General features: G+C 46.6%; 23 protein-coding genes. 13 read left to right on the plus strand and 10 right to left on the minus strand.

The features are described from left to right. Window positions 1-280: 280 nt before the first annotated feature. The 3 genes from AAKU64_RS12980 to yjgA form a co-directional block, all read right to left on the minus strand. A complete protein-coding gene (locus AAKU64_RS12980; protein ID WP_354335866.1) occupies window positions 281-949 on the minus strand; it encodes an alpha/beta hydrolase in 669 nt (222 codons plus the stop codon). A gap of 203 nt (window positions 950-1,152) precedes the next feature. Next, window positions 1,153-1,818 carry a molybdopterin adenylyltransferase gene (gene mog / locus AAKU64_RS12985; RefSeq protein WP_503012705.1) on the minus strand — a complete coding sequence of 222 codons (666 nt, stop codon included), beginning with the start codon at window positions 1,816-1,818 and terminating at the stop codon, window positions 1,153-1,155. Beyond that, window positions 1,808-2,461 carry a ribosome biogenesis factor YjgA gene (gene yjgA / locus AAKU64_RS12990; protein ID WP_354332575.1) on the minus strand — a complete coding sequence of 218 codons (654 nt, stop codon included), beginning with the start codon at window positions 2,459-2,461 and terminating at the stop codon, window positions 1,808-1,810. Before yjgA ends, mog begins: the two co-directional genes overlap by 11 nt. Window positions 2,462-2,545: 84 nt before the next feature. On the opposite strand from yjgA, the gene pmbA reads away from it, so the two are divergent. Both pmbA and AAKU64_RS13000 read left to right on the plus strand, forming a co-directional pair. Beyond that, window positions 2,546-3,898 carry a metalloprotease PmbA gene (pmbA, locus tag AAKU64_RS12995; RefSeq protein ID WP_354362224.1) on the plus strand — a complete coding sequence of 451 codons (1,353 nt, stop codon included), beginning with the start codon at window positions 2,546-2,548 and terminating at the stop codon, window positions 3,896-3,898. A gap of 158 nt (window positions 3,899-4,056) precedes the next feature. Then, a complete protein-coding gene (locus AAKU64_RS13000) occupies window positions 4,057-5,385 on the plus strand; it encodes an MFS transporter (RefSeq protein ID WP_322118289.1) in 1,329 nt (442 codons plus the stop codon). A 131-nt stretch (window positions 5,386-5,516) separates the two neighbouring features. Here AAKU64_RS13000 and argH read toward each other — a convergent pair whose 3' ends face one another. Then, window positions 5,517-6,920 carry an argininosuccinate lyase gene (gene argH / locus AAKU64_RS13005; protein WP_354332571.1) on the minus strand — a complete coding sequence of 468 codons (1,404 nt, stop codon included), beginning with the start codon at window positions 6,918-6,920 and terminating at the stop codon, window positions 5,517-5,519. Between the two features lie 155 nt (window positions 6,921-7,075). Between argH and AAKU64_RS13010 the strand changes: the two genes are divergently transcribed. The 3 genes from AAKU64_RS13010 (at window position 7,076) to AAKU64_RS13020 (ending at window position 9,324) form a co-directional block, all read left to right on the plus strand. Beyond that, a complete protein-coding gene (locus AAKU64_RS13010; RefSeq protein ID WP_354332569.1) occupies window positions 7,076-8,113 on the plus strand; it encodes a sensor histidine kinase in 1,038 nt (345 codons plus the stop codon). Next, the gene (locus tag AAKU64_RS13015) at window positions 8,110-8,934 is read left to right on the plus strand and encodes a LytR/AlgR family response regulator transcription factor (protein WP_354332567.1); all 825 of its coding nucleotides are present in this window, start codon (window positions 8,110-8,112) and stop codon (window positions 8,932-8,934) included. Before AAKU64_RS13010 ends, AAKU64_RS13015 begins: the two co-directional genes overlap by 4 nt. Before the next feature lie 84 nt (window positions 8,935-9,018). Further along, window positions 9,019-9,324 carry a YciI family protein gene (locus AAKU64_RS13020; protein ID WP_354332565.1) on the plus strand — a complete coding sequence of 102 codons (306 nt, stop codon included), beginning with the start codon at window positions 9,019-9,021 and terminating at the stop codon, window positions 9,322-9,324. 44 nt (window positions 9,325-9,368) lie between these two features. Here AAKU64_RS13020 and AAKU64_RS13025 read toward each other — a convergent pair whose 3' ends face one another. Next, window positions 9,369-10,646 (minus strand): winged helix-turn-helix domain-containing protein, encoded by a 1,278-nt coding sequence (locus AAKU64_RS13025; RefSeq protein ID WP_354332563.1) that lies wholly within the window; start codon window positions 10,644-10,646, stop codon window positions 9,369-9,371. Window positions 10,647-10,880: 234 nt separating this feature from the next. Further along, window positions 10,881-11,984, minus strand: coding sequence for a tryptophan--tRNA ligase (trpS, locus tag AAKU64_RS13030; RefSeq protein ID WP_354332561.1), 1,104 nt, complete (start codon window positions 11,982-11,984; stop codon window positions 10,881-10,883). A 440-nt stretch (window positions 11,985-12,424) separates the two neighbouring features. Between trpS and hemC the strand changes: the two genes are divergently transcribed. The 5 genes from hemC to ppa all read left to right on the plus strand — a co-directional run bounded on the left by hemC (window position 12,425) and on the right by ppa (window position 17,329). Continuing rightward, window positions 12,425-13,414, plus strand: coding sequence for a hydroxymethylbilane synthase (hemC, locus tag AAKU64_RS13035; RefSeq protein WP_354332560.1), 990 nt, complete (start codon window positions 12,425-12,427; stop codon window positions 13,412-13,414). 39 nt (window positions 13,415-13,453) lie between these two features. Beyond that, window positions 13,454-14,287 carry a uroporphyrinogen-III synthase gene (locus AAKU64_RS13040; RefSeq protein WP_354332558.1) on the plus strand — a complete coding sequence of 278 codons (834 nt, stop codon included), beginning with the start codon at window positions 13,454-13,456 and terminating at the stop codon, window positions 14,285-14,287. Between the two features lie 32 nt (window positions 14,288-14,319). Then, the gene (locus AAKU64_RS13045; protein ID WP_503012607.1) at window positions 14,320-15,456 is read left to right on the plus strand and encodes a uroporphyrinogen-III C-methyltransferase; all 1,137 of its coding nucleotides are present in this window, start codon (window positions 14,320-14,322) and stop codon (window positions 15,454-15,456) included. A 14-nt stretch (window positions 15,457-15,470) separates the two neighbouring features. Further along, complete coding sequence (locus tag AAKU64_RS13050) at window positions 15,471-16,667, plus strand: heme biosynthesis HemY N-terminal domain-containing protein (protein ID WP_354332554.1); 1,197 nt, start codon at window positions 15,471-15,473, stop codon at window positions 16,665-16,667. Between the two features lie 131 nt (window positions 16,668-16,798). After that, on the plus strand, window positions 16,799-17,329 hold the full coding sequence (gene ppa, locus AAKU64_RS13055; RefSeq protein ID WP_354332553.1) for an inorganic diphosphatase: 531 nt from the start codon (window positions 16,799-16,801) through the stop codon (window positions 17,327-17,329). A gap of 378 nt (window positions 17,330-17,707) precedes the next feature. Here the strand turns inward: ppa and AAKU64_RS13060 are convergent, their stop codons facing one another. Beyond that, window positions 17,708-18,745 carry a serine/threonine protein kinase gene (locus tag AAKU64_RS13060; protein WP_354332551.1) on the minus strand — a complete coding sequence of 346 codons (1,038 nt, stop codon included), beginning with the start codon at window positions 18,743-18,745 and terminating at the stop codon, window positions 17,708-17,710. A 51-nt stretch (window positions 18,746-18,796) separates the two neighbouring features. Next, window positions 18,797-19,987 (minus strand): GNAT family N-acetyltransferase, encoded by a 1,191-nt coding sequence (locus AAKU64_RS13065; RefSeq protein WP_354332549.1) that lies wholly within the window; start codon window positions 19,985-19,987, stop codon window positions 18,797-18,799. 109 nt (window positions 19,988-20,096) lie between these two features. Between AAKU64_RS13065 and AAKU64_RS13070 the strand changes: the two genes are divergently transcribed. Genes AAKU64_RS13070 through AAKU64_RS13080 form a run of 3 tightly spaced genes read left to right on the plus strand, consistent with a single transcriptional unit; the run spans window position 20,097 to window position 23,317 of the window. Then, entirely contained in the window at window positions 20,097-21,758 is a 1,662-nt protein-coding gene (locus AAKU64_RS13070) for an NAD+ synthase (protein ID WP_354362225.1), read from the plus strand. 50 nt (window positions 21,759-21,808) lie between these two features. Further along, window positions 21,809-22,147: a P-II family nitrogen regulator gene (locus AAKU64_RS13075; RefSeq protein WP_322118302.1), complete on the plus strand. Its 339-nt coding sequence runs from the start codon at window positions 21,809-21,811 to the stop codon at window positions 22,145-22,147. Between the two features lie 21 nt (window positions 22,148-22,168). Next, window positions 22,169-23,317, plus strand: a complete 1,149-nt coding sequence (locus AAKU64_RS13080) for an ABC transporter substrate-binding protein (protein WP_354362226.1) — start codon at window positions 22,169-22,171, stop codon at window positions 23,315-23,317. 55 nt (window positions 23,318-23,372) lie between these two features. Here the strand turns inward: AAKU64_RS13080 and AAKU64_RS13085 are convergent, their stop codons facing one another. Beyond that, window positions 23,373-24,011: a Smr/MutS family protein gene (locus AAKU64_RS13085; protein ID WP_354332543.1), complete on the minus strand. Its 639-nt coding sequence runs from the start codon at window positions 24,009-24,011 to the stop codon at window positions 23,373-23,375. 51 nt (window positions 24,012-24,062) lie between these two features. Continuing rightward, a complete protein-coding gene (gene trxB / locus AAKU64_RS13090; RefSeq protein ID WP_322118305.1) occupies window positions 24,063-25,016 on the minus strand; it encodes a thioredoxin-disulfide reductase in 954 nt (317 codons plus the stop codon). Window positions 25,017-25,101 lie beyond the last annotated feature (85 nt).

Consider the following 25,101-nt stretch of genomic DNA (forward strand, 5'->3'; position numbering starts at 1 on the left):
TCGGCTATCGAACGCCGTTTGAGGTTTTTTATAATTTGGATATACTCCCACTAAAACTTACCTCCCGTTGCTCTTCGTAGCTGAATCCGCCTACCTTATTGTCCAAATAATCATTGGACGATTAAAAATACACTCCCCTAGTATATTATTGGCTTCTAAGTGCGCTGAAGCTGTTTTTCAAGTGCGATGACGAGGTGCAGAAGCTACATTGTCTGCAATTCAGACCCATTACCAGAGCATCGATACGTGCTTGTGACGCGCTTCAGTACCAAACAAAAAATCAGGCTAATACCTTTCTCAGCCAGCTACTGATATCGTCAATTTCTTCTTGGCAGACCGAGTGTTGCATCATGTACTCATGCCATTCCACTGGGTAGCCTAAGGATTTTAAAAGATCGCGCGATTGTTCTGCTCTGGCGATGGCGATTACCTGATCAGCACGACCATGCGCCAGATAGATAGGCGTATGTTGATTCGATGCATGACGTTCGTTGGCGACCAGATCGCGCAATGGCACATAACCAGATAGACACATCAGACCCGCCAATTTTTCGGTATGGCGCAATCCAGTTTGCAGCGCCATGGCGCAGCCTTGGGAGAAGCCCGCGAGGATAATGCGGCTAGCCGGGATGCCACGGGCATTCTCACGGGCGATCAACTGCTCTATCAATATTTGTGAGCTGCGCAGACCTTTTTCATCCTCACGTCTGGCGATGTCGGTGCCCAAAATATCGTACCAAGCGCGCATTGCATGCCCCCCGTTAATCGTGACTGGCATCACAGGTGCATTCGGGAACACAAAGCGGATTGCTGGGCAGCCTTTTAGATTCAATTCTTTCACAATCGGAACGAAGTCATTTGCGTCCGCGCCAAGGCCATGCATCCAGATGATGGCGACGGTCGGATTGGGGGCGCTTTCGAGTTCTACGGTGTCAAGTAATGTGCTCATATTGGACTTTGAGGTTGGTGTGGTTTTTGAAGGCAATGGCAAAGGTTTTGTTGCGCTGGTTTGACTAAAACTACTGCGGCATACCATCGATACTATAGAGATTACACCACCTAAGGTCGCACCAAAAAGCCAGCGTCTTTTTAAAGAAGTTAGCTTTTTTGATCGGATCATTTTAGGGATGTCGAAAGTGAGAGTGTAGCGAGCTATGCTTTGCTACGAATAGCCGATTTTGGCCGAAACACTTTACAAATTGCATCGTGCGTTTCGATATACGGACCACCAATTAAATCTATGCAATAGGGGATCGCAGCAAAAATACCAGAGACGAGTTGCTTGCCGTCGGCATCTTTCAAGCCTTCTAGCGTTTCTTTGATCGACTTAGGCTGTCCAGGCAAATTCAGAATCAGCGCGGCATGCTCTGCCGTCTCTCGTATGACTGCAACTTGACGCGATAAGATTGCTGTCGGCACAAATTGCAGACTGATTTGCCGCATTTGCTCACCAAAACCTGGCATTTCTTTTGTGGCGACGGCCAAAGTGGCTTCTGGAGTGACATCGCGTCGTGAGGGACCAGTTCCACCTGTAGTAATGACCAGATGGCATTGCTCCTGATCGACCAGCTCAATCAAGGCCCGCTCAATGGCAGCACGTTCATCTGGGATTAAGCGAGTTTCCATACTCCATGAGCTGCTAAGCGCGCTACCAAACCAGTCTTGCAAAGCAGGTAAACCCTGATCTTGATAAATACCAGCAGAAGCGCGGTCAGAAATAGAAACCAGACCAATTTTTAAATGGTCTGGTTTTTTATCTTTTACTTCAGTATTTTCTACTTCAGTATTTTTTAACTCAGTGGCTGATTTAGTCGTCATGTTGCTCATGTTTAGCATCATCAGCATCATCATCGAAGTCATCTTCGTCATCAGATTCCGCATCAGCTAAATCGCCAGCAGCTTTTTTCTGCGCAGCACGTTGAGCGACCTGGATATCTTTCAGAATCTGAAAAATTTCACGATAAGCTTTTGGCGGCTTGTTTTCTGCCTGTTCTTTACGCGCATTGCGGATCAGATTACGCAGATGTTGCACGTCGAGTTCTGGATTTTGCTCCAGCAGTTCAGTCAATGCTTTGTCATCGGTCAGCAATTTATCGCGTCTGCGCTCCAGCGCATGCATGGCGGCGGTGTCGGATTTGGACTTACCTTTCCAGCTATCGATGGTTTTCTGGATGAGAGCAATTTCTTCTTCATCCAGAGTACGCATTTTTTTGCCGACAAATTGCAATTGACGACGGCGACCCTCGTGATCTTTGATGGTCTGACACATTAAAATCGCATCGCGCACGTCTTCCGGCATCGGGACGCGTTTAACACGGTCTCGTGGCTGGTCGATCAGTTCTTGCCCTAATTTTTGCAGGGCGTCACTCTCGCGTTTGAGTTGCGATTTGGAGGGGCGCTCGTATTCTTGCTCGAATTCGTTGGACTTGAAGCCGCAGGAGCCTCGGTTTGGATTTGGCATAATTGATTCGCCTTTATTCTATAAACTTAATGAAACGGCTGCTATGATACCTTGTTTATCGATGACTCCAAAGAAACCTAGCCTATGAGCAAGCCTGTTTTTACCCATACTCAAGATCAATTGAAGCAAATCGCAGAGGATGTCTTACGTTTTGCGCGTGAAAAAGGCGCGTCTGATGCCGCTGTCGAAATTAGCGAAGGTGGTGGTTTATCCATCAGTGTGCGCAAAGCCAAGATAGAAACCATAGAGCAAAACCGCGATAAAGGCATAGGCGTTACCGTCTACATTGGCCAAAAGCGTGGTAATGCCAGTACGTCCGATTTTTCCAGTTCCTCTTTACAGGCAACTGTCGATGCCGCCTATAACATCGCCCGTTTTACGGCAGAGGATGATTGCGCAGGCTTGCCTGAAGCGGATTTATTAGAAATGCATCCGCAAGATTTAAAACTTTGCTACCCATGGCTGATCACGGCAGAGGAGGCAATTGATCTTGCCACCCGTACAGAAGCGGCAGCTGTGGCAGTCGATAAACGTATTACCAATAGCGAAGGTGCCAGTATTCACGCACAGCAATCGCATTTTATCGCGGCTAATTCGCGCGGCTTTATCGGCGGTTATCCCTTCTCTCGTCACACCATTTCGGTAGCGCCGATTGCGGGCAAAGGCGCTCGTATGCAGCGCGATTATTGGTATTCATCGCAGCGCAACGCAAAAAAATTAGCCTCGCCAGAGGTTATAGGTCGTTATGCCGCTGAACGTGCGTTGGCACGTTTGAACGCACGCAAATTAGATACCCGTAAGTGTCCGGTATTGTTTGAAGCTCCATTAGCAGCGGGATTGCTGGGATCGTTTGTGCAAGCGGTTTCTGGCGGTGCTTTATATCGCAAATCCAGTTTTTTGTTGGATAGTTTAGGGGCGCAAATTTTTCCATCCCACATCGAAATTCTGGAAGATCCTCATGTCATTGGTGCAGTAGGCTCGTCCCCATTTGATGATGAGGGTGTCAAGACACAGCGTCGTGATGTGGTTAAAAACGGCGTGTTGCAAGGCTATTTCCTGTCTTGCTATTCCGCCCGGAAAATGAAGATGAAAACCACCGGTAACGCAGGTGGATCGCATAATTTGTCTATGACTTCGGCATTGACTACAAAGACAGATAACTTTAAAGCCATGTTGAAAAAAATGGACACGGGCTTACTAGTGACCGAGTTGATGGGCGAGGGCGTTAATTATGTGACCGGCGATTATTCCCGCGGCGCCTCTGGTTTTTGGGTTGAGCGCGGAGTGATTCAATATCCGGTAGAAGAAATTACGATTGCTGGCAACATGCGCGATATGTTTCAGCACATTGTGGCAATCGGCGCGGATACGCTGACACGTGGCACTAAACAAACAGGTTCAATTCTAATTGAAAGTATGACGGTAGCAGGCAGTTAGCAAAAGAGAGTAATAGTTAGCAAAAAGGGAAAGTTAGGAAGTCGAGTCCGGCTCTGGCAGCTTTATTGAACAAGTCAATAAAAAATTGAATGGACAATTTAAGCAGCGGGTAAGACTTCTTAACTTAATAAGAAATTAAAAAATAGAGGAGACAATGAATGAATAATAAGGACAATGTTTATGCTGGTGGCGGCAATCTGGCCAGCACCGATGTTAATCAAGAAAATCGCCTGCTGACCAAACAAGATTACAAAACACTGTCGTTAGCTGCGCTTGGTGGCGCATTAGAGTTTTACGACTTTATTATTTTCGTGTTTTTTGCTACGGTGATTGGTAAATTATTCTTCCCGCCATCTGTGCCTGAATGGCTGCGTCAATTACAGACTTTTGGGATTTTTGCGGCAGGTTATCTGGCGCGTCCCTTGGGTGGCATCATCATGGCGCACTTTGGCGATCTGCTAGGGCGCAAAAGGATGTTTACTTTATCCATCTTATTGATGTCGGTACCCACGCTGATGATGGGTTTGCTGCCGACTTATCAGACTATCGGTATTTTTGCACCAATCGCCTTGTTGATACTGCGTATTTTGCAAGGTGCTGCCGTAGGTGGTGAAGTGCCTGGTGCATGGGTCTTTGTATCTGAACACGTGCCAGCTAAAAACGTAGGTTACGCTTGCGGCACGCTGACTGCAGGTCTGACTAGCGGTATCTTGTTAGGATCATTGGTTGCAACCGCGATGAATACGATTTTTACGCCAGTGGAGTTGACTGACTGGGCTTGGCGTTTGCCATTTTTGTTAGGTGGGATATTTGGCATCGCTGCTATGTATTTACGTCGGTGGTTGCATGAGACACCGGTATTTGCAGAATTACAAAAGCGTAAAGCTCTGGCTGCTGAGATGCCGCTCAAAACCGTATTGCGCGATCATCGCGGCGCGGTTGCTGTGTCCATGCTGTTGACCTGGATGTTGTCGGCTGCGATTGTGGTGGTGATTTTGATGACACCAACTTTTCTTCAAAAAATCTATGGTTTTGATGGACGCACGGCATTAATGGCAAACAGCGTTGCAACTTTGTGTTTGACCGCTGGCTGTGTAGTTGCCGGATTGTTGTCTGATAAATTCGGCGCTAAACGTATATTGTTTTTGGGCGATTTATTTCTGCTGATCTGTACTTATTTTCTGTTCACAACAATTAAGACCAATCCAGAAATGCTATTGCCGCTGTATGCCTTAACCGGTTTTGCGGTTGGTGTCGTGGGCGCTGTTCCATTTGTGTTGGTCAATGCTTTTCCGGCGCAGGTTCGGTTCTCAGGACTGTCATTTTCATACAATGTGGCATATGCAATATTCGGTGGTTTGACGCCAATTGTTGTGACCTTATTGCTGAAAGATAATCCACTTGCACCAGCTTATTATGTAATGGGCGTTTGTGTGATCGGTATGCTGACAGCGATGTTTGTTCGGGATCGTAGCGCAATCAAATAAATCTGATTGGCAGGAATGATCAAACGAAGATGGACGTAAAAAGGGAGGACTAAGTCCTCCTTTTTATTTGCTAATTTATTTATTGAATCGTTTGCTGAATTACTCGCTGAACTACTTGCCTATTTAAGATGCTATAGGTTTGCTGCAAGTTTATTGCGGGCACGGACAATCGCTGCTTTTACCTGATTAGGTGCAGTGCCGCCGATATGGTCACGTGCGGCGACGGAGCCCTCCAGCGTCAATACGGCAAACACATCCGCTCCGATCAGACTTGAGAAAGCACGTAACTCACCCAGACTCATATCACTTAGATCGCAGCCTTTATCTACACATGTTTTGACTGCATGCGCTACAGCCTCATGCGCATCGCGGAAAGGCAAGCCACGCTTGACCAGATAATCTGCCAGGTCGGTCGCTGTTGCATAACCTTGCAATGCCGCAGCACGCATTGCGTCTGGCTTCACAGTAATGCCGCCTGCCATATCGGCAAAAATACGCAAGGTGTCAGTGATGGTATCTACCGTATCAAATAGCGGCTCTTTATCTTCCTGATTATCTTTGTTGTAGGCCAGTGGCTGACCTTTCATCAAGGTGAGCAAGGCGATTAAATGACCATTGACGCGACCCGTTTTGCCACGTGCCAGTTCTGGCACATCAGGATTTTTCTTTTGCGGCATGATCGATGAGCCTGTGCAGAAGCGATCTGCAATATCGATAAAGCCGACCCGCGGACTCATCCAGATTACTAGCTCTTCTGACATACGAGAGATATGCGTCATGATCAGCGCCGCCGCTGCGCAAAATTCAATCGCAAAATCACGATCAGATACTGCATCCAGCGAGTTGTGGCATACATCATCAAAACCCAGTGTTTTTGCGACACGTTCACGGTCAATCGGGAAGGTCGTACCAGCCAGTGCAGCAGCGCCCAGCGGCAAACGATTGACGCGTTTACGGCAATCCACCATACGCTCGGCATCACGGCTGAACATTTCTACATACGCCAGAATATGGTGACCAAACGTGATCGGTTGTGCGACTTGCATATGGGTAAAGCCCGGCAAAATCGTTTCCGCATTATTTTCTGCCAGATCCAGCAGAGCAGAGCGCAAATCACCGAGTAAGCCAACGATATTATCAATCGCAGCGCGCACATATAAACGGATGTCAGTAGCGACCTGATCATTGCGCGAGCGACCGGTGTGCAGACGTTTGCCGGCATCGCCGACTAATTCGGTCAGCCGCTTTTCAATATTCAGGTGGACATCTTCCAGATCAAGCAACCACACAAAAGTACCGGCGTCGATCTCAGATTTTATTTGTGCCAGACCACGTTGGATATCGGCATAATCTTGTGCAGTGATAATGTTTTGTGCTGATAACATCTCCGCATGTGCCAGCGAACCTTGGATATCAAAAGCGGCCATGCGATTATCAAAAAAGACCGAGGCAGTGTAACGTTTGACCAGATCAGATACCGGTTCGGAGAAACGGGCAGACCATGCCTCGCTTTTTTTAGAGAATTGTGATGTCATAGCTAACTTTGTAAGGCGAATAATAGGATGATGCGGATAGCGCTTGAGTGTGAAGTTTTAGAAGTGCCAACGACATTAAGCCGAAGTATAAAGTGAACCATGCTCAAAAACGCTGAATTCCCCGATTATAAAACACCCACGACCTGTTTCCCTTTATGACCAAGCAAACAAATCGTACTCCCACGGATTTATTGATTCCCGATTACTGCAATACCGGCGTAATTTCGCGGGTGCTGATCGCTGTCAATGTTCTGGTATTGTTGACTTTGTTGGCGCGTGGACAAGGCTGGTTATTTAATTTTCAAGAGTTTGCAGAAAGTGCGATGTTGATCGAAATGATCAGTTTACTATCACTTTTTGCTTTGTGCGGTATCCGGCGTCTGGCGGAGCGCGACGGCTCGCCAGCATGGTTGCAAAGACTGCTATGTGGCATTGTACCTGCCTTGATTGCGATGCTTTTATTATCGACCCTGAGCGGTTTTGAGTGGTTTACCCTGACTTATCCCCGATTGTCCAAAGCCTATGTCGCTTTCATTTGTTTCTTATTCGGGATCGCTTTACAACACTATTTTGAATTACGTAGTAAGGCATTTTCGCCAGCCTTGGGCGAGGCTCGCTTGCAGGCTTTACAGGCCCGAATCCGGCCACATTTTTTATTCAATAGTCTCAATGCAGTTTTATCGCTGATTCGCACTGAACCCCGTCGAGCAGAAACTGCGCTGGAGGATTTGGCGGATCTGTTCCGCGTACTGATGCGTGATACCCGCGATATTACGACTTTGCAGGAAGAAATTAACCTCTGTCAGCAATATCTGTCGATAGAAAAAATTCGCTTGGGCGATCGTCTTCAGGTTGAATGGAGCATCATCAATCTGACCCCACAAGAACTACGCGATATACATATTGCTAGCCTGTTACTACAGCCTTTGCTAGAAAATGCTGTGCATTACGGTATAGAACCATCACAAACGGCGGCAAGCATTAGTGTACGTATCCAGCGTAGTCTGGATAAAATCGAGATCCGCATCAGCAATCCTTTTCATGCAGGCGTCAAAGTGTTAGGTGGTAACCACATGGCATTAGAAAACATACGCCAGCGCCTGGCCTTGCTTTATGATATTGAAGCGCAAATGAGTGATCAGATTGTCGATGGCATTTTTGTTTTGCAATTACATTTCCCTCTGAAAAAATGAGTAGTCCCAACATATTTATTGTCGATGATGAGGCGCCCGCCAGACAGCGTCTGACGACGCTTTTGGACGACATCCAGCCAGAGTGTCCGAATAATCTAGTGGGTGAGGCTAGTGACGCACAATCTGCTTTAGAGGGTATTTTGGTGCAGCGGCCTGATATTGTTTTACTCGATGTGCAAATGCCCGGCATGACGGGTCTGGAGCTGGCGCAGCACTTGCAAACGCTGTCGCAACAGCAGACAACGCCAGTACCGACGATTATTTTTGTGACGGCGTATGACGACTATGCACTTAAAGCGTTTGAAGTGCACGCGATCGATTATCTGCTGAAGCCAGTGCGTGCCAGTCGCTTGGCAGAAGCCATCAACCGCGCCGGACTGATCCACGCTCGCTCCAAACAAGCCGTTCCGGCACCTGACGCTCAAGATATCCTGCCGGTAGCGCCGCTGCTGCCCAACAGACGACAGTCTTTTTCTATATTTGAGCGCAACCGGGTTTTGTTGATTCCTGTCGCTGATGTTTTGTACTTGAAAGCAGAACAAAAATATCTGACGCTGCACACCAAAACGCGTAATTATCTGCTGGAGGAATCACTCACCTCGATCGAACATGAAATGGCTGACGTCTTTGTCAGAGCACACAGAAATGCGTTGGTCGCACGCAATGCCATCATCGGCGTCGAACGCGCATTATTTATGTTTGATGCCGATAGCGATCACGAAAAAGTCACCGAATCCTGGCAAGTCATTTTGCGCGACTGCACAGAGCGCCTGCCGATATCGCGCCGGCAATGGCCTGTGATTAAGGCTTTGGTGCGGTAAATTATTTTGTATTTGTTATAAAGATTTTTGGAAATTTTTACCGGATGTTTCAATGTCTATATTCCAGAATTAAGGAGTTCCCAAATGGAGGAATATATTTTATTCATGTATAACGATGCTGTTGATGTCGTTGCCGCAGCGGATGGTGCACTTTGGGGGCGATATTTTCAGCAGCTAGAAACAACCGGGAAATTTAACGGTGGCAGCTCGGTCGGAGGAGGACTTTTTCTGAATAAACATGGGACAGAAAAAGTGTCTCATTCTGATGTCACTGGATTTGTCCGCGTGAATGCCAAAAATCTGGAAGACGCGCAACAATTTTTGCGCGGCAACCCTGTGTATGAAGCCGGTGGAACGGTTGAAATCCGCCACCTGCCGCGAGATTTATAAATTCCGTCTTGGCGTTAGTCCACTACTGAGGCGTTCAGCATTTGTCAAAAACTCGCCGCCAGCATCGTTTGCAATTGCTCAGAACTGCAATAGCCGACGTCAATAGCAGCACATCCGTGCCAGTCCGCAAATTCTTGGACGACTTTGGCGATATCGTTTGCCAGCGCTTGGCTGATGCGGACGTCGGCTTCTAGATGCAATGCTTTGATTTCGAAGCGGCCTTCCTTGCGATGGGCTTTGGCGTCCATCCTTCCGATCAGTGCACCATTGCGTAATATTGGCAAGGTGAAGTAGCCATATTGCCGCTTGGGTGCTGGTGTGTAGCATTCTAGTTTGTAGTCAAAGTCGAATAAGTCGATTGCCCGTTTTCTATCCCACACCACGGGATCAAACGGCGACAAAATCCGGGTGTTGGTAGCTTTCAGTTTGCCTGCCGCCGCCTGCTCAAGCAGACTGGCGTGGTCGGAATGGACGTAGACGATCTGATCCCAGCCAGTCACGGTGGCTTTGAGTAGCAAACCTTGCTGCGCTAAGGTCTCTGGTTGAATACGGGTATCCAGTTTTCCCATGCGAAAATAATCGGCGACCCAACTTGCTTTAGCCATGCCCAGTGCTCGCACAGCCTGTAATACCTGTTGTTGCTGGCAAGCGAGTTGTGGTTGCAGATGCTGTTGGTCCTGCCAACTGGGATGCACACGCTCACGCAGGTCGTAAATCCGCTGGAAATTGTGGCGTTTGGCAACCATCACCTCGCCCAAGGTGAACAAGACTTCGAGCGCGCGCTTTTCTGGTTTCCATTCCCACCAGCCACCGGCTTTGCCATCAGTACGTTCAAAGTCCGCTGAGCGGGTTGCACCATGTTTTTTGATATGGCGCTTGACCTTATTGACTTGCTCCTGATTGTCACTCAGCCATTGATGATTGTATTTCCAGCCCAATTTGCCCGGCGCTACCATCTGATGCCGGTACCAGCCGTAATCCTCTATTGGTAAAAAGCAGGCCTCGTGCGACCAGTATTCAAAAATCTGACCTTCCTCTAGTAACTCATCTAACCAGGTTTGCGGATAAGACCCGAGACGACTCCAGAGCACCAGATACGGACTGCGTGCAACCACGCTGATGGTGTCGATTTGCAGCGCTGCCATTTGACGAATTTGTGCCAGCACATCTTGTTTGCTGGCTTTTTTTCTTGGAGATTGAAGTAATCCTTGCGCTGCTAGATGTAGCGCACGGGCGGATTGCAAGCTGAGGTTGGGAAGACTGGGTAAATTGCGAAGACTGTGGAGGCTAGGAATATTGGCGGAACTTGGAGGGCTGCTCATAAAATTCTTAACACTTTTCAGCGCTCCCTTAGGTGTTTTCCGGTGTTTGATTAATTTAGTTTAAATATATACTGATGGAGGGTATATTTTATTGTCCGTGTAATCATTGGACAGTAAGGCATATTTTAATAAATTATAGGGGGAGTATGCTAAATCTATGCATAATTTAACTTGTGCAGATAACAAAAAGCAAGTGAACTTTTCTATCGCCCGCACAAGTTTTATCCAGCTGAATTAAAAATGCTTCAAACCGATTGCTGCTTTGACTTCATCGGTGGTTCTGGCGGCAACTTCACGCGCTCGCTCGGTACCTTGTTTGAGCATCTGCAACACTTGCCCGCGATCTTTGGCGAACTCTTCACGGCGGGCGCGGATGGGGGTGAGCAAATCTTGCAAAACGCCTTCTAATCGTGCCTTGACTTTGCTGTCGCCCAAACCGCCACTAACATAGTGATCTTTCATTTCTTGCAGGGCGATTTTGTCAATATCAAATGCATCCAGATAGATGAAAGCAACATTACCTTCCAGATGACCAGGATCATCTACACGCAAATGCAGAGGGTCGGTGTAGACATTTTTGACCGCAGCCTTGATCTCTGCAGGTGTTGCACCGAGATTGATGGTGTTGCCGAGGGATTTACTCATTTTGGCTTTGCCGTCGATACCAGGTAAGCGACCAATCTCAGGTACCAGCGCCTGACATTCAACCAGAATGTCCTTTTTAGCCAGACGGTTGAAGCGGCGCACGATTTCGTTGGTTTGCTCAATCATCGGAATCTGATCCTCGCCGACCGGTACCAGACTGGCTTTAAACGCGGTGATATCCGCAGCCTGACTGACTGGGTAGGTCAGGAAGCCGGCTGGGATATCGCGTTCAAAATTACGTAATACGATTTCCTGTTTGATCGTTGGATTACGTTCCAGACGCGCGACCGTGACCAGATTTAAGTAGTAGAAAGTCAGTTCAGTTAATTCAGGAATTTGTGACTGAATAAATATGGTCGACTTCGCCGGATCAATCCCGACCGCCAGATAATCCAGCGCGACTTCCAGCACGTTGTTATGGACTTTAGCGGGATCATCCATGTTATCAGTGAGGGCTTGGGCGTCGGCCAGCATGATGTATTGCTGATATTCATGCTGATACTTAACCCGATTGCGCAGGCTGCCGACAAAGTGGCCGAGATGCAATGGACCGGTAGGGCGGTCACCAGTCAGAATCAGATGTTGTTTACCTGCTTCCGGCACGCTATTGCTGGCACGAGGGGCGGTTGACGTAATGTCGGAGTTTGCGGCGGATGTTGCGTTGGGTGCTGCAGTTGTAATGGTATCGCTCATAGTGTGCTCTGTTTGTTCTGTACTGTAATTTGCTCGGTTTTATGGAGATTTGTCGTTGCTAGCCCCTGCTATTTTTGCGTATTTTCGGAAATATTAGTCATTTCGCTTTCAATAACATTTATTAGGTCCGTAGTGTTTTTTAATGCCTTCAATGTCGAGAGCACCGATTTTTATGTTGAATCTGCGCATAAAAAATGCCGCGCAGTGAGGCGGCATGACAATAGACTGCGTGCTGTGTTGCGTCATGATGCCGCCAGCCCTAATATTTTGTCAAGTTAGCTCGGAATTTCATCTGTTATATTGCTTCTTCTGTATCTTTCTCTCTGGCTGATTGCGTTCGTACTTTCCATGATTTTCACCCCTGTTTTTGAGTGAAGTTTGAATCCCAAGTGGCGAGAGCTGCGTGATAAAATTCGGCACCATTTCACTGAAGGTCAGTCTTGAACAAATTTGATCCCACCAATCATCCTGCCAAATTAGTTATCGCCTCGCGTGAGAGTCGCCTCGCCATGTGGCAGGCAGAACATGTGCGCGACCGCTTGGCGGTACTTTATCCCGATTGCATTATCGAGATTCTAGGTATGACGACGCGTGGTGACCAGATTCTTGACAGAGCTTTATCCAAGGTCGGTGGCAAGGGGTTGTTTGTGAAGGAGCTCGAAGTGGCGATGGCAGAGGGACGTGCGGATTTGGCGGTACATTCGCTGAAAGACGTGCCTATGGATTTGCCTGAGGGTTTTGCGTTGGCGGCAGTATTGGAGAGAGAAGATCCACGTGATGCGTTTGTGTCAAATGACTATGCCGGATTGGATACTTTGCCCGACGGCGCGGTCGTTGGTACCAGCAGCTTGCGTCGTCAGGCTTTGATTGCGGCTCGGTTCCCGCATTTGATTATTCGTCCTTTACGCGGCAACCTGGATACCCGTTTGCGCAAGCTGGACAACGGTGAATATGCAGCAATTATTCTGGCAGCAGCAGGTTTAAAACGATTGGGTGTGCCGGGCAGAATCCGTCATTTTTTGGAGCCGGAACATAGCTTGCCAGCAGCGGGGCAGGGCGCGATGGCAATCGAAGTACCAGATGACAGACCAGAGTTAATGACATGGTTAGCACCTTTAAATCACGATTTAACTGCCCAGGCAGTGAGCGCTGAGCGGACTGTTTCTAAAGCTTTTGGCGGTAGCTGCCAGGTGCCATTAGCCGCGTTTGCGACGATAAGCGATGGCGTCATGCACTTGCGTGCCATGATAGGGATGCCAGATGGCAGCAGGATTGCCAGTGCCGCTGTCAGTGGCGCAGTCAGTAGCATAGAAACTGCCCAGCTATTAGGCGCGCAAGTGGCGCAAGCCTTGTCGGCACAAGATGCGGAGGCTATCTTGGCGGCTTGCAAGGAGGAGTCTACGGCAGACTCTTCTACGAAAAGCCAGTGAGATTGATCAGCAAATTAAACAGTAGAGCGAGGCAATTGTATGTACGATATGCCTGATATGCCAGTCATTGTCACCCGTCCTATTCGCTCTCTAAGCCCGATAATTCCAATAAGCCTGATAAGCCAAGCAGAGTCTTTGTCGCAACGAGTTACGGCGATGGGGCGGACTGTGGTGCGTTTTCCTTTGCTGGAGATTCACCCCTTAACGGATTACAGCGCTTTCGATCGTCTGTTGGTCGATTTGTCGGCTTACGCTCTGGTGGCTTTCGTCAGCCCCAATGCAATTCAGGCGACGTTTGTCCGTTTAAAAAACAACTGGTCTGCCCAAATACCAATTGCCGTGATGGGTGCCGGGAGTCTGGCCGCATTAGATGAGCTTGGCATCACGACTGCCAACACCACAATTTATTATCCCCACAACCCGGATCGTACTGACTCTGAGACTTTATTGGACGAATTGGATATCGATGCCCTGCGCCATAAAAAAGTTTTAATTATCAGAGGTGAGACCGGACGCGAATTATTGGCCGATGCTCTGCGATCAAAGGGGATTGATGTAACCCAAATTGCAGCGTATCGCCGTACGGCACCCGAATTTACATCGTTGCGACAAGATCAGCTTGGCAGACTTTTGCAAACGCAAAATCAATGGGTTATCACTAGCTCTGAGGCATTGCAAACTTTGCTGTCCTGGACTAAACAGTTAGAGCAGCAGCCTGGTTTTCATGGAATCGTGGCAAAATTGCAACAACAGCATTTGATACTGCCACATGCCCGTATCGCAGAAACTGCAAAGAATTGTGGTTTCCAATCAATTACTCTCACAGGTTCTGGCGACGAACACCTGCTTGTCGCGTTACAATCTCGTCTATGAATGATCAGCAATCACCATCCGACACTATATCGATGAACAAATCGACAGAACTCCCTGTAACTCAGGTATCACCTCCCGCATCGTCAGAACCGGCAAAAGCGCCTGGTCCAGTGTTTTCGCAACCTGCTTATGTGTTATCCGGCGTATTGGCGATTTTGCTGGCTGCCAACTGGTGGACTTCACAAAATCAGATAAACAACTTGCGCGAAGAGGTTGCTAAGCGTTTGCAAGTCGCGGAGAGTACGACCAGCGAAACTAAAGTACTTGCAAAAACGGTACAAGAGTCCGCCAAGGAAATCCAGGCCAAAGTGACGCTGCTGGAGGGCAAGCAGGTTGAGGCACAAGGTCAGCAATTAGCGCTGGATCAACTGTATCAAGACTTATCTAAAAATCGTGACGAATGGGCATTGGCAGAAATCGAGCAGGTACTCTCGACGGCTAGCCAGCAATTACAATTGGCCGGTAATGTCCAAGGTGCTTTAATCGCTTTGCAAAATGCAGATAGCCGCCTGGCTAAATCGGACAAACCGCAATTTATTAATATCCGCCGTGCGATTGCCAAAGATACCGATAAGCTGAAGTCTTTGCCGATTCTCGATTTGACAGGCATCGCTTTGCGTCTGGATAGTGTCATCGCGCAAGTTGATCATATTCCATTGTGGGCAGATGAAAAATCAGTTGTTTCTGCGACACCACCAAAAGCACCTCTGCGAGTATTGCCAAAATCTCCTGTGCCGCTGTTGAAAAATGGTAAAAAAGTCGCTCCTGATGAAATTCCTGAAAATTCCTGGACGATGCGGGCAGAAGATGCCTGGCAAAGTTTTTCCAGCGAGATGTGGAACGAAGTTAAGCAACTCATCAGAGTCCGTAATGTTGAAACACCAGATGCGTTATTGCTGACACCATCGCAAAGCTACTTTGCCCGAGAAAATCTTAAGTTGCGGCTGTTAAATGCGCGACTAGCATTGTTGTCGCGTAATGAAAGTATGTTTCGCAATGATTTGATTGCCTCGCAAGATGCCATTACTAAATATTTTGATACACGAGCGAAGCAAACCCAATCAGTGCAAGCTTTATTGAGACAAGTACAGGGTAGTAATTTGTCGATAGAAATGCCCACATTGGCGGAGAGCTTGAATGCCGTTCGTAACTACAAAGTGAAGCCCTAAGGTTCAATAAGAATATGCGTCTTTTTATCCGGCTTCTGATTCTATTTGCCATGGCAGTTGGTCTTGCCGTAGGTGCTCGCTATAACCCCGGCAACGTAGTGCTGTTTTATCCGCCCTACAGAATAGATATCTCACTCAATTTTTTCTTATTCCTGACACTGGTTTTGTTTGTCGTGCTGTATCTGGTGATGCGCACCATTGTTACTACGCAAAAAATGCCGCGTAAGGTGGCAATGTATCGTCAAAGTAAGCGTGAACGGGATGGCAATAAGGCTTTAAGAGAATCATTAAAGGCTTTATTTGAAGGGCGCTTTGGCCATGCAGAAAAAGCAGCTCTGCGCGCTGTTGAACTGCCAGATAATGCCGCAGTTGCAGCATTAATTGCGGCCAGAGCAGCCCATCATATGGGCCAGTTCGAGCGCCGTGATTCCTGGTTCGCAAGTACCGAAGCCGACATGACTTATAAAACGGCTCGCTTAGTCACAATGACCGAGTTACTGGTTGATCAGCACAAAGCAGAACAAGCTCTTGACGCTGTTAAAGAGTTGCATGCAAGTGGCACACGTCATATCCAAGTACTGCGCTGGGCACTAAAAGCGAATCAGCAAGCTAAAAAGTGGCCAGAAGTATTAAAACTAGTAAGGACTCTGGACAAGCACCGCGCTTTGCATCCGGCTTTATCAAATCGTTTGCGTGAATTGGCGTATGAGGATTTGCTGACTGATCATGGACATGATGCAGAATCACTGCGTCGGGTTTGGTACGAAATCCCTGCCGATGACCGGAAAAATCGCTTCGTCGCGTTTACCGCAGCTAAATCGTTTAATGAACGGGGCTTGCATGAGGATGCGCGAGTGATCGTTGAAAAGACGGTCGCTGAAGAGTGGGATGACAGATTAATGCGGATTTATCGCGACGCTGCTGCAAGCGAAGGCTCAGTCGCTTTATTGGGACAGATTGAACACTGTGAGCGCTGGACTATACAGCGTCCAACAGATCCAGAGCTGGCCTTAACCTTAGGTACTCTTTGCCTTAAGCAAAAATTATGGGGTAAGGCGCAACGTCATATGGAACAGGCATTGTCTGATGCAACAGAGTCCCGAACCGTACGAGAATCTAATCTCAAGCTGGCACAATTGCACGAGGCTTTAGGGCAAGCTGATGATGCTGCGCAACATTATCGTCAATGCGCAATTGCTACTATGTTATAGCCAGAGCGTCCGTTGAAGATTGCGGACTGCTTGCTGAGCGTGAGTGACTAGCTAATTAGCTATCGAAGCGTCTATAAAAACGACTATAATCCACCCCGATTTACTTTTGACTTCTATTTTGAAAGAGCAATATGAGCTTAAATAACGTTCCTTCTGGCCGTGACTTGCCGAATGATTTCAATGTCATCATTGAAATCCCGATGAATGCCGATCCAATTAAATACGAAGTTGATAAAGACACAGGCGCGATTTTTGTTGATCGTTTTATGGGCACAGCAATGCATTACCCATGCAACTATGGCTATGTCCCGCAAACTATCGCTGGTGATGGCGATCCAGTTGACGTATTAGTGATTACACCATTTCCGCTGATTCCTGGCGTTGTAGTACGTTGCCGCGCAATTGGCGTATTAAAAATGACGGATGAAGCAGGTAACGACGCTAAAGTGTTAGCCGTGCCAGTCGATAAAATTTTGTCCATCTATTCCCACTGGCAGAAACCAGAAGACATGAACGAATTGCGTTTGCGTCAAATTCAGCATTTCTTTGAACACTACAAAGATTTGGAAAAAGGCAAATGGGTCAAGATCGAAGGATGGGGCGGCCCTGAAGATGCTAAAGCTGAAATCATGGAAGGCGTTGCTAATTTCAGCAAGGGCTAAGCATAATTTGATTGATATGCAGAATAATAAAATACGCTTGTTCTGCAAGTGAATCCGGTAAAAAAGGCACAGTTCAATGTGCCTTTTTTTATGTCGGTCTGATTTGAAGTTGTGGTAATCAATCTCAAAGTAAACGCCATATTCCGAGCTAGAAAAGGTGCAATTGTCGTTGTAGCGTTTGTACTCAAATCGCGATGTTGTTATTCCTCTGAACAGAGCACGCCGTCTATCTTCCTACGAACTAATAGTGATCCATTGGAAAATCTGAATTGATATACTCCCCCTATTTTTTATAATAAACGCAGTATTATCGAGAGAGTATATGGGCAATTAAAATATACTTACTGTGAGTATGGAGGATTGATGCTTTAGCTGAGCTTATTTCAACAGATATACGCCTACCAGCGCGAGTGCTATAAATACCGCTGCCCAGCTTAACCAGGAATTTTTATTTTCATCGCCAGCGTTTGGATCGTTATCCCCATTACTACCTATGCCCGCATTTTTTCGTTTGCGTTTAAGGCGCTGGTCTCTTTCTAATACTTTTTGTAAGGCTTGCGCCATTTCAGCCGCACTGCTATAGCGATGCTCAGGTAATTTTTGCATCGCTTTCATTACTATTGCGGAAAGACTGGTGGACACCTGGGGATTTAATTCGGATGGTGATTTTGCTTGTTTGTGTGCGATCTGATTAAGTAATTTGTCAATGTCGTTAGATTGAAACGGTTTTTGTTGCGTCAACATCTCATACATCACGGCACCTAGCGAGTACACATCGGTCAGTGCATTTACTTGCTGGCTCATAGCCTGTTCTGGTGACATATAGTTTGGCGTGCCGAGCACATTATTGTTGAATAAGGTTTGTGCTGGATTGTCAGGATTGGTCAGAATTCTATTCGGTGCGCGGGCAATCCCAAAATCAACTACTTTTGGTTGCTGATTCGGTAGGATAAAAATATTGGCAGGTTTGATATCCCGATGAATTACACCATTCTCATGGGCATACGCGAGTGCTTCGGCGATTTTATGAATAATATTAGCGGTCGCAATATTATCGAAATGTTTGCCGCTAGCGAGTAACTCACGCAGATCTTGACCTTGTAAAAACTCCATCGCAATAAATGTTGTGCCGCCTTCACTGGAGGCATCATAGATAGTCACAATATTGGGATGAGATAAGCGTCCGGCAGCGCGTGCTTCGTTAATGAATTGCTGTTCGCGTTGTTTTTTGTCTGCAATCCCGTGGCTAGTGCCAAGTATTTTGATTGCGACCGGGCGATCAATCACAGGATCATGTCCCAGAAAGACGGCACCATTTGACCCTTTGCCCAGCTTGTCTGTCAGATAGAAGCGCCCGACACGACGCGTTGGCAATCCTTGCTTAGACGCTGGGTGAGTTGAGGATAATGGAGTCATCTATACAGGATGCCTTGCTCAAGGAAGAATTTCAAGTCTTTCCTGCCACAGTTAATTTTTTAGATTTTTAAATGGAATCCGGTCATTCAGTTCATTAAAATAGTGCGCTATGCCATCGGTTTCGCGCTCCAGGAAATGTGCAACTGCGTCAAAAAATTCTGGCTGAACCAAATGATGTGCTGAGCAAGTTTTTTGGGGCAAAAACCCACGTGCCATTTTATGTTCACCTTGCGCACCGCCTTCAAAAACCTTAATTTTTTTTGCTATACAAAATTCTATTGCCTGATAGTACGCGGTCTCAAAATGCAGACAAGGTACATGTTCCAGGCAACCCCAATATCTGCCGTACAGCGTATCGTCGTCATGCACCAACAAAGAAGCTGCGATGGGTTTGCCGTTACGTTCTGCAAAAATGAGTCTCAAATTAGCGGGCATACTTGCGCCTATTCTCAGAAAAAAATCTAAGTTTAGATAGGGTGAGGAATGATGATCGGAGTAAGTGTGGTCATAGCAACGCTTAAAAAATATCCAGTCGTCTTTTGTCATATTTGGTCCTGCAACCTGGCGGAACTGGACGCCGGCCTCACTTACTTTACGTCGTTCGGCACGGATATTTTTACGCTTTTTTTGCTCCATTTGAGATAGAAAATCTTCAAAATCATAGTAATCCCGGTTGATCCAATGAAACTGAACGCCGCTCCTCAATAGAAAACCCGCAGCTTGTAGTAATTGAGCCTCTTCTATGGGAGGGAAGAGAATATGGGTAGATGAGTATTCTCCCGTTTTTTGAATATCCTTGAGAGCATTCAATAAAGCGATTTGTGTATGCACATCTCTTGCTAGCAGACGACCGCCAGTGACTGGCGTAAATGGAATCGCCGAGAGTAATTTGGGATAATAATGAAAGCCATTTCTCTGGTAGGCATCAGCCCAGGCCCAGTCAAATACATATTCACCGTAAGAATGCATTTTTTCATATAAAGGCATTGCGGCGACTAAGCTGTCGCCATCCCATAATGTTATATAACGCGGTTGCCAACCGGTATTGGCGCATGCCGATCCAGATTCGTGCAATGCGTGCAGAAATGCGTAAGATAAAAATGGATTACTAGTAGTTTGTAGGCTGAGCAAATGATTCCACTGCGCCTCGCCGACATCAGACAATGAAGTCACGATACGCGTGCGATAATGTGAACTTTCTTGAAGATCTTCTTGGATCCGGCCGTGCTGGTTTTCAGTCATGATGCTCGTGATATCCCTGTTCATTCAAACTCAACTTATTAGATTAATTTATTGAGACCTAGTTCTTCAGAATTATTTTCAAATTCTTTTAAATTTACTACAAGCCACTATGACAGTAAAAGTTGCAATAGCCCAGATGAACAGCGTTGTTGGCGATCTTGCTGGCAATGCCGCGCAAATTCTTGATTATGCTCAGCGCGCTGCTGCACAAGGTGCTGACATTGTCGTTACGCCAGAGCTCTCCTTGGTGGGGTATCCGCCAGAAGATTTGTTATTGCGTAGTGCATTTTACGCAAAAACGCGCGAGACCTTATTCGCTCTTGCAGAGAGCTTGAGGGTTTTAAAAGACATGCATGTTTTGATAGGACATCCTGCCGAAAATAACGGCGTGCGTTTGAATGCTGCATCCGTTTTATGCAACGGTGAGGTGATCGGTAGCTATTACAAACATGATTTGCCAAACGATATGGTATTCGATGAAAAACGGTATTTTTCATCCGGGCACGATGCCTTCGTGTTCGAAGTGAAGGGTATCAAGTTTGGTGTGAATATCTGTGAAGATACCTGGTTGCCTACTGCGCCGAAGATTGCAAAAAACGCCGGTGCAGAAGTGCTGTTAGTACCTAACGGATCGCCTTATCATATGAGTAAGCAGCATCAGCGGTTTGATGTGATGCGTGCTAATGTCACGTCGCAAGGTATGTCTTTGGTCTATGCCAATCTGGTAGGCGGACAAGATGAACTAATTTTTGATGGCAATTCATTTGTGATGAATCAGGCTGGCGAAGTGTGTGTACAGCTAAAACATTGTGAAGCCGATTTGCAGATTGTTGAATTTGATGGTGCGGCGCCCATAATGCCAATAGCGCCAATGCTAGCACCACAGGAGGCAATCAATGGCGCCAGTCCAGATGTACAGATAGATACACAGATAGAGGCGCAGGTCTATCAGGCATTAGTCTTAGGTGTGCGCGATTATGTCGGTAAGAATGGTTTTCCTAGTATTGTGTTGGGTTTGTCTGGTGGGGTGGATTCTGCGTTGGTCCTGGCAATTGCGGTTGACGCTTTGGGTGCTGATAAAGTCAGAGCAGTCATGATGCCGTCATCTTACACGGCTGACATATCCTGGCTAGATTCGCGCGAAATGGTGCAAGGTTTGGGTGTACGCTATGATGAAATTCCGATTAGCGCCTGTTTTAGCGCTTTTCGAGATACCTTAAGTCAGGAGTTTGCTGGTTTAGCAGAAGACACGACGGAAGAAAATATTCAAGCGCGGATTCGCGGCACCATTCTCATGGCTTTATCGAACAAATATGGCTCTATCGTCCTGACTACCGGCAATAAGAGTGAAATGGCAGTCGGTTATTGCACTTTATATGGCGATATGGCGGGTGGTTTTGCTGTGATTAAAGACATTGCCAAGACATTGGTATATCGTTTGTGTGCTTACCGTAATCGTTTATCACCTGTCATCCCTGAGCGTATATTGACCCGTCCGCCATCAGCCGAGTTACGACCTGACCAGACAGACCAGGATTCTTTGCCTCCTTACGAGGTACTGGATGGCATCATGCAGCGGTATATGGAAGAGAATCAAAGCAGAGCAGAGATTGTTGCTGCTGGTTATCGTGAAGAAGATGTTGAACGTATTACTCGTTTGATCAAAATTAACGAATATAAGCGTCGTCAGGCGCCAGTCGGTATACGTGTTACACATCGTGCATTTGGGCGTGACTGGCGTTATCCTATTACATCAAAATTCCGTGACTAAATAGTTAGAAAATAAAACAATAAAATCACATAAAATTTCAAGAGGACAACATGAAACAAATCACCGCAGTTATTAAACCGTTCAAATTAGACGAAGTGCGCGAAGCATTGGCCGATATCGGAGTTACAGGTCTAACCGTTACTGAAGTTAAAGGTTTTGGCCGTCAAAAAGGACATACCGAGTTATACCGTGGCGCTGAGTATGTTGTAGATTTCTTGCCCAAAATCAAGATTGAGGTTGTAGTTGATGATAATATCTGCGATAACATCGTTGATGCCATCATTAAAGCAGCGCATACAGGCAAAATTGGCGATGGCAAAATTTTTGTACAAAATGTCGAGCAGGTGATACGTATCCGTACAGGTGAAACCGGCTCTGATGCTGTTTAAATTGGATTAAACAGGTAAATCATGCAAACTTTACGTCGTTATTTCTCCTTGTCGCTGCTCGCGGCTCTCTCTGCCATCGTATTACCTGCTTCAGCTGATCAGGGTATTACGGATCAAAAAATCATACTAGGTCAATCGGCTGCTTTTACTGGTCCTGCTGCACAACTAGGCATCCAATTGCACGCCGGTGCCAAGGCTTATTTTGATCAGGTCAATGCTGCTGGTGGTGTGCACGGGCGCAAAATTGAAATCATCAAAATGGATGATAAATATGAGGCCGATTTAGCCGCTGCTAATACTAAAAAACTCATCGAAAATGAGGATGTATTCGCCTTATTTGGCTATGTTGGTACGCCTACCAGTAACGCAGCTTTGCCCATTTTTACGCAAGCTAAAGTTCCTTTCTTCGCTCCTTTTACTGGCGCACAGTCGCTGCGCGAACCCTTAAATCGTCAGATATTTAATATTCGTGGAAGTTACTTTGATGAGACTGAGCATTTGGTCGAGCGATTAGTCAGAACCGGTCTTAAAAATATCGCTGTCTTTTATCAGAACGATGCTTATGGAAAGGCTGGTTTAGCTGGTGTAGAACGTGCGTTGAAAAAAATGAACGTGCAAATGGTAGAAACCGCGACCGTAGAACGTAATAGCACCGACGTGAGTAAGGCGATTGCTAAGATTTTGCCGAAACGTCCGGATGTAATTATTCAGATTAGTGCTTATTCCTCATGCGCGGCATACATCAAAGGAATGCGCAAAGAAGGATATAACGGACAGTTTTATAACGTATCTTTTGTCGGTAGCCAGGCCTTGGCAGATGCTTTAGGTACGGATGGCCCTGGTACCGTGATTTCGCAAGTAGTTCCATTCCCTTGGAAAGCATCAACGCCCGTGGTAAATGAATACACCAAAGTCATGCAAAAAGCGGGCATTAAGGATTTGAATTTTTCCAGTCTGGAGGGATTTATTGCCGCCAAAGTATTTGTCGAGGGCTTACGCCGTGCAGGTCGTAGTTTGTCGCGTGAGAAATTGATCTCCTCCTTAGAGACAATTAATACGAGCAATTATGATGTTGGCGGATTTGATGTGAATTTTTCGCCAACTAGTCACAACGGATCAAAATACGTTGATATGACTGTAATCACTAAAGAGGGCAAATTCTTGAATTAAAATTCTCGGGTTGAAATTTGAGTAATCCAGATCTGAACAGCTGAGATTGGAGCAACTAAGATTTGAGCAATACGATCAATGCGCCAGAGCCACCGTCTGCAGCGGTGGCTTGGCTAAATGCAAGTACTTCATCTTTTTGTATCAACCAGTTTTTTACTTTATTCTTTAACACAGGTTCTTTGTTGATTGAACCTAACCCCTTGCCATGAATAATCCTCACGCAGCGATGTTCGTTGCGCTGGCATTTCCGCAAAAATTCGCCCAAACTTTCTCTCGCCTGATCGCGCCGCAAACCGTGCAAATCTAGTTGCGCTTGTATAGTCCAATGACCAATACGTAATTTTTTGACGACATCACTGCCAACACCTGCGCGGGTATAACTTAGGCCATCATCGGTGGCTAGCAAGGTGATGGCGTCAAATTCATCCGATATGGATTCTTGTAATGCAGCACGTTCATCTGCAATATGCTGGAATGGAATCGGTTGCGGGCGTGCCGCTTGAACTATGTGTTTGGGCACCGTTTTGAGTGGCGCCACTTCACCTATGCTATTGCGGAAAATGTTGGCTTCCAGCTTCGCTTGTTTCTCTCGTTTGCTGCGCTCGGCTTCTTCCAACAGGCGAACTTCCTCCTGCTGTTTTAATTGCTGACCTAAGTTTTTCAGATCAGCAAAATTTTTTAAGGAGCTGGGCATAAGCAAGGATTAAAAGAGCCAACAGGCTGAGAAAGGATTTTAAATTACAAATTAATCTTCGAGATAGCGCTGTGCATCTAAGGCTGCCATACAACCCGTACCCGCACTAGTGATTGCTTGGCGATAGATATGATCTTGCACGTCGCCAGCGGCAAATACACCTGGGATGCTAGTAGCTGTCGCCATACCTTCAAGGCCTGTTTTAGTCTTGATATAGCCATTATGCATATCGAGTTGACCTTCGAAGATGCTGGTATTAGGTTTGTGACCAATGGCGATGAAGACACCATGCAGGGTGACATCGCTAACATTGCCGTCAATACTGGATTTGATTTTAATGCCAGTCACGCCAGAGCTATCTCCTACTACTTCATCTAGTGTGTGATTCCATTTAACTTCGATTTTACCTTCGGCTACTTTTGCCATCAGTCGATCAATCAAAATAGCTTCTGCGCGGAATTTGTCACGACGATGTACGACAGTCACTTTACTGGCGATATTAGATAAATACAGCGCTTCTTCTACCGCAGTATTGCCACCACCAACTACCGCAACCTCTTTGCCACGGTAGAAAAAGCCATCACAGGTCGCGCAAGCAGATACGCCTTTACCCATAAAACTTTCTTCAGAAGGTAAGCCGAGATATTGTGCTGATGCGCCAGTAGCAATAATCAGTGAATCGCAGGTATATTCAGCCTGGTCACCGATCAAGCGGATCGGCTTTTCAGTCAATTTGGCGGTGTGGATATAGTCGAAAATAATTTCAGTATTAAAACGTTCTGCATGCTGTTGAAAGCGTTGCATTAATTCTGGCCCTTGCACACCCATAGGGTCTGCTGGCCAGTTCTCGACATCCGTTGTGGTCATTAATTGACCGCCTTGCTCTACACCAGTAATTAATACTGGTTTTAAATTGGCACGTGCCGCGTACACAGCCGCAGAGTAGCCAGCAGGGCCAGAGCCGAGTATCAATACGTGTGCATGTTTTGGAGTGGTAGTTGACATAAGCTGACCCGAGAGAAAATAAATTGAATGATGATGGCAATCGGCATAGTTGATGCTATTTAAATTGCCTTAAGAGGCTATAAAC

The sequence above is a fragment of the Undibacterium sp. GrIS 1.8 genome, assembly GCF_040544445.1.
Taxonomy (GTDB): Bacteria; Pseudomonadota; Gammaproteobacteria; order Burkholderiales; family Burkholderiaceae_D; genus Undibacterium.

Coding starts and splice junctions, on each gene's coding strand:
- AAKU64_RS12980 (WP_354335866.1), bottom strand. CDS start 949: ATGAGCACATTACTTGACACCGTAGAACTCGAAAGCGCCCCCAATCCG.
- mog (WP_503012705.1), bottom strand. CDS start 1,818: ATGACGACTAAATCAGCCACTGAGTTAAAAAATACTGAAGTAGAAAAT.
- yjgA (WP_354332575.1), bottom strand. CDS start 2,461: ATGCCAAATCCAAACCGAGGCTCCTGCGGCTTCAAGTCCAACGAATTC.
- pmbA (WP_354362224.1), top strand. CDS start 2,546: ATGAGCAAGCCTGTTTTTACCCATACTCAAGATCAATTGAAGCAAATC.
- AAKU64_RS13000 (WP_322118289.1), top strand. CDS start 4,057: ATGAATAATAAGGACAATGTTTATGCTGGTGGCGGCAATCTGGCCAGC.
- argH (WP_354332571.1), bottom strand. CDS start 6,920: ATGACATCACAATTCTCTAAAAAAAGCGAGGCATGGTCTGCCCGTTTC.
- AAKU64_RS13010 (WP_354332569.1), top strand. CDS start 7,076: ATGACCAAGCAAACAAATCGTACTCCCACGGATTTATTGATTCCCGAT.
- AAKU64_RS13015 (WP_354332567.1), top strand. CDS start 8,110: ATGAGTAGTCCCAACATATTTATTGTCGATGATGAGGCGCCCGCCAGA.
- AAKU64_RS13020 (WP_354332565.1), top strand. CDS start 9,019: ATGGAGGAATATATTTTATTCATGTATAACGATGCTGTTGATGTCGTT.
- AAKU64_RS13025 (WP_354332563.1), bottom strand. CDS start 10,646: ATGAGCAGCCCTCCAAGTTCCGCCAATATTCCTAGCCTCCACAGTCTT.
- trpS (WP_354332561.1), bottom strand. CDS start 11,984: ATGAGCGATACCATTACAACTGCAGCACCCAACGCAACATCCGCCGCA.
- AAKU64_RS13040 (WP_354332558.1), top strand. CDS start 13,454: ATGTACGATATGCCTGATATGCCAGTCATTGTCACCCGTCCTATTCGC.
- AAKU64_RS13045 (WP_503012607.1), top strand. CDS start 14,320: ATGAACAAATCGACAGAACTCCCTGTAACTCAGGTATCACCTCCCGCA.
- AAKU64_RS13050 (WP_354332554.1), top strand. CDS start 15,471: ATGCGTCTTTTTATCCGGCTTCTGATTCTATTTGCCATGGCAGTTGGT.
- ppa (WP_354332553.1), top strand. CDS start 16,799: ATGAGCTTAAATAACGTTCCTTCTGGCCGTGACTTGCCGAATGATTTC.
- AAKU64_RS13060 (WP_354332551.1), bottom strand. CDS start 18,745: ATGACTCCATTATCCTCAACTCACCCAGCGTCTAAGCAAGGATTGCCA.
- AAKU64_RS13065 (WP_354332549.1), bottom strand. CDS start 19,987: ATGACTGAAAACCAGCACGGCCGGATCCAAGAAGATCTTCAAGAAAGT.
- AAKU64_RS13070 (WP_354362225.1), top strand. CDS start 20,097: ATGACAGTAAAAGTTGCAATAGCCCAGATGAACAGCGTTGTTGGCGAT.
- AAKU64_RS13075 (WP_322118302.1), top strand. CDS start 21,809: ATGAAACAAATCACCGCAGTTATTAAACCGTTCAAATTAGACGAAGTG.
- AAKU64_RS13080 (WP_354362226.1), top strand. CDS start 22,169: ATGCAAACTTTACGTCGTTATTTCTCCTTGTCGCTGCTCGCGGCTCTC.
- AAKU64_RS13085 (WP_354332543.1), bottom strand. CDS start 24,011: ATGCCCAGCTCCTTAAAAAATTTTGCTGATCTGAAAAACTTAGGTCAG.
- trxB (WP_322118305.1), bottom strand. CDS start 25,016: ATGTCAACTACCACTCCAAAACATGCACACGTATTGATACTCGGCTCT.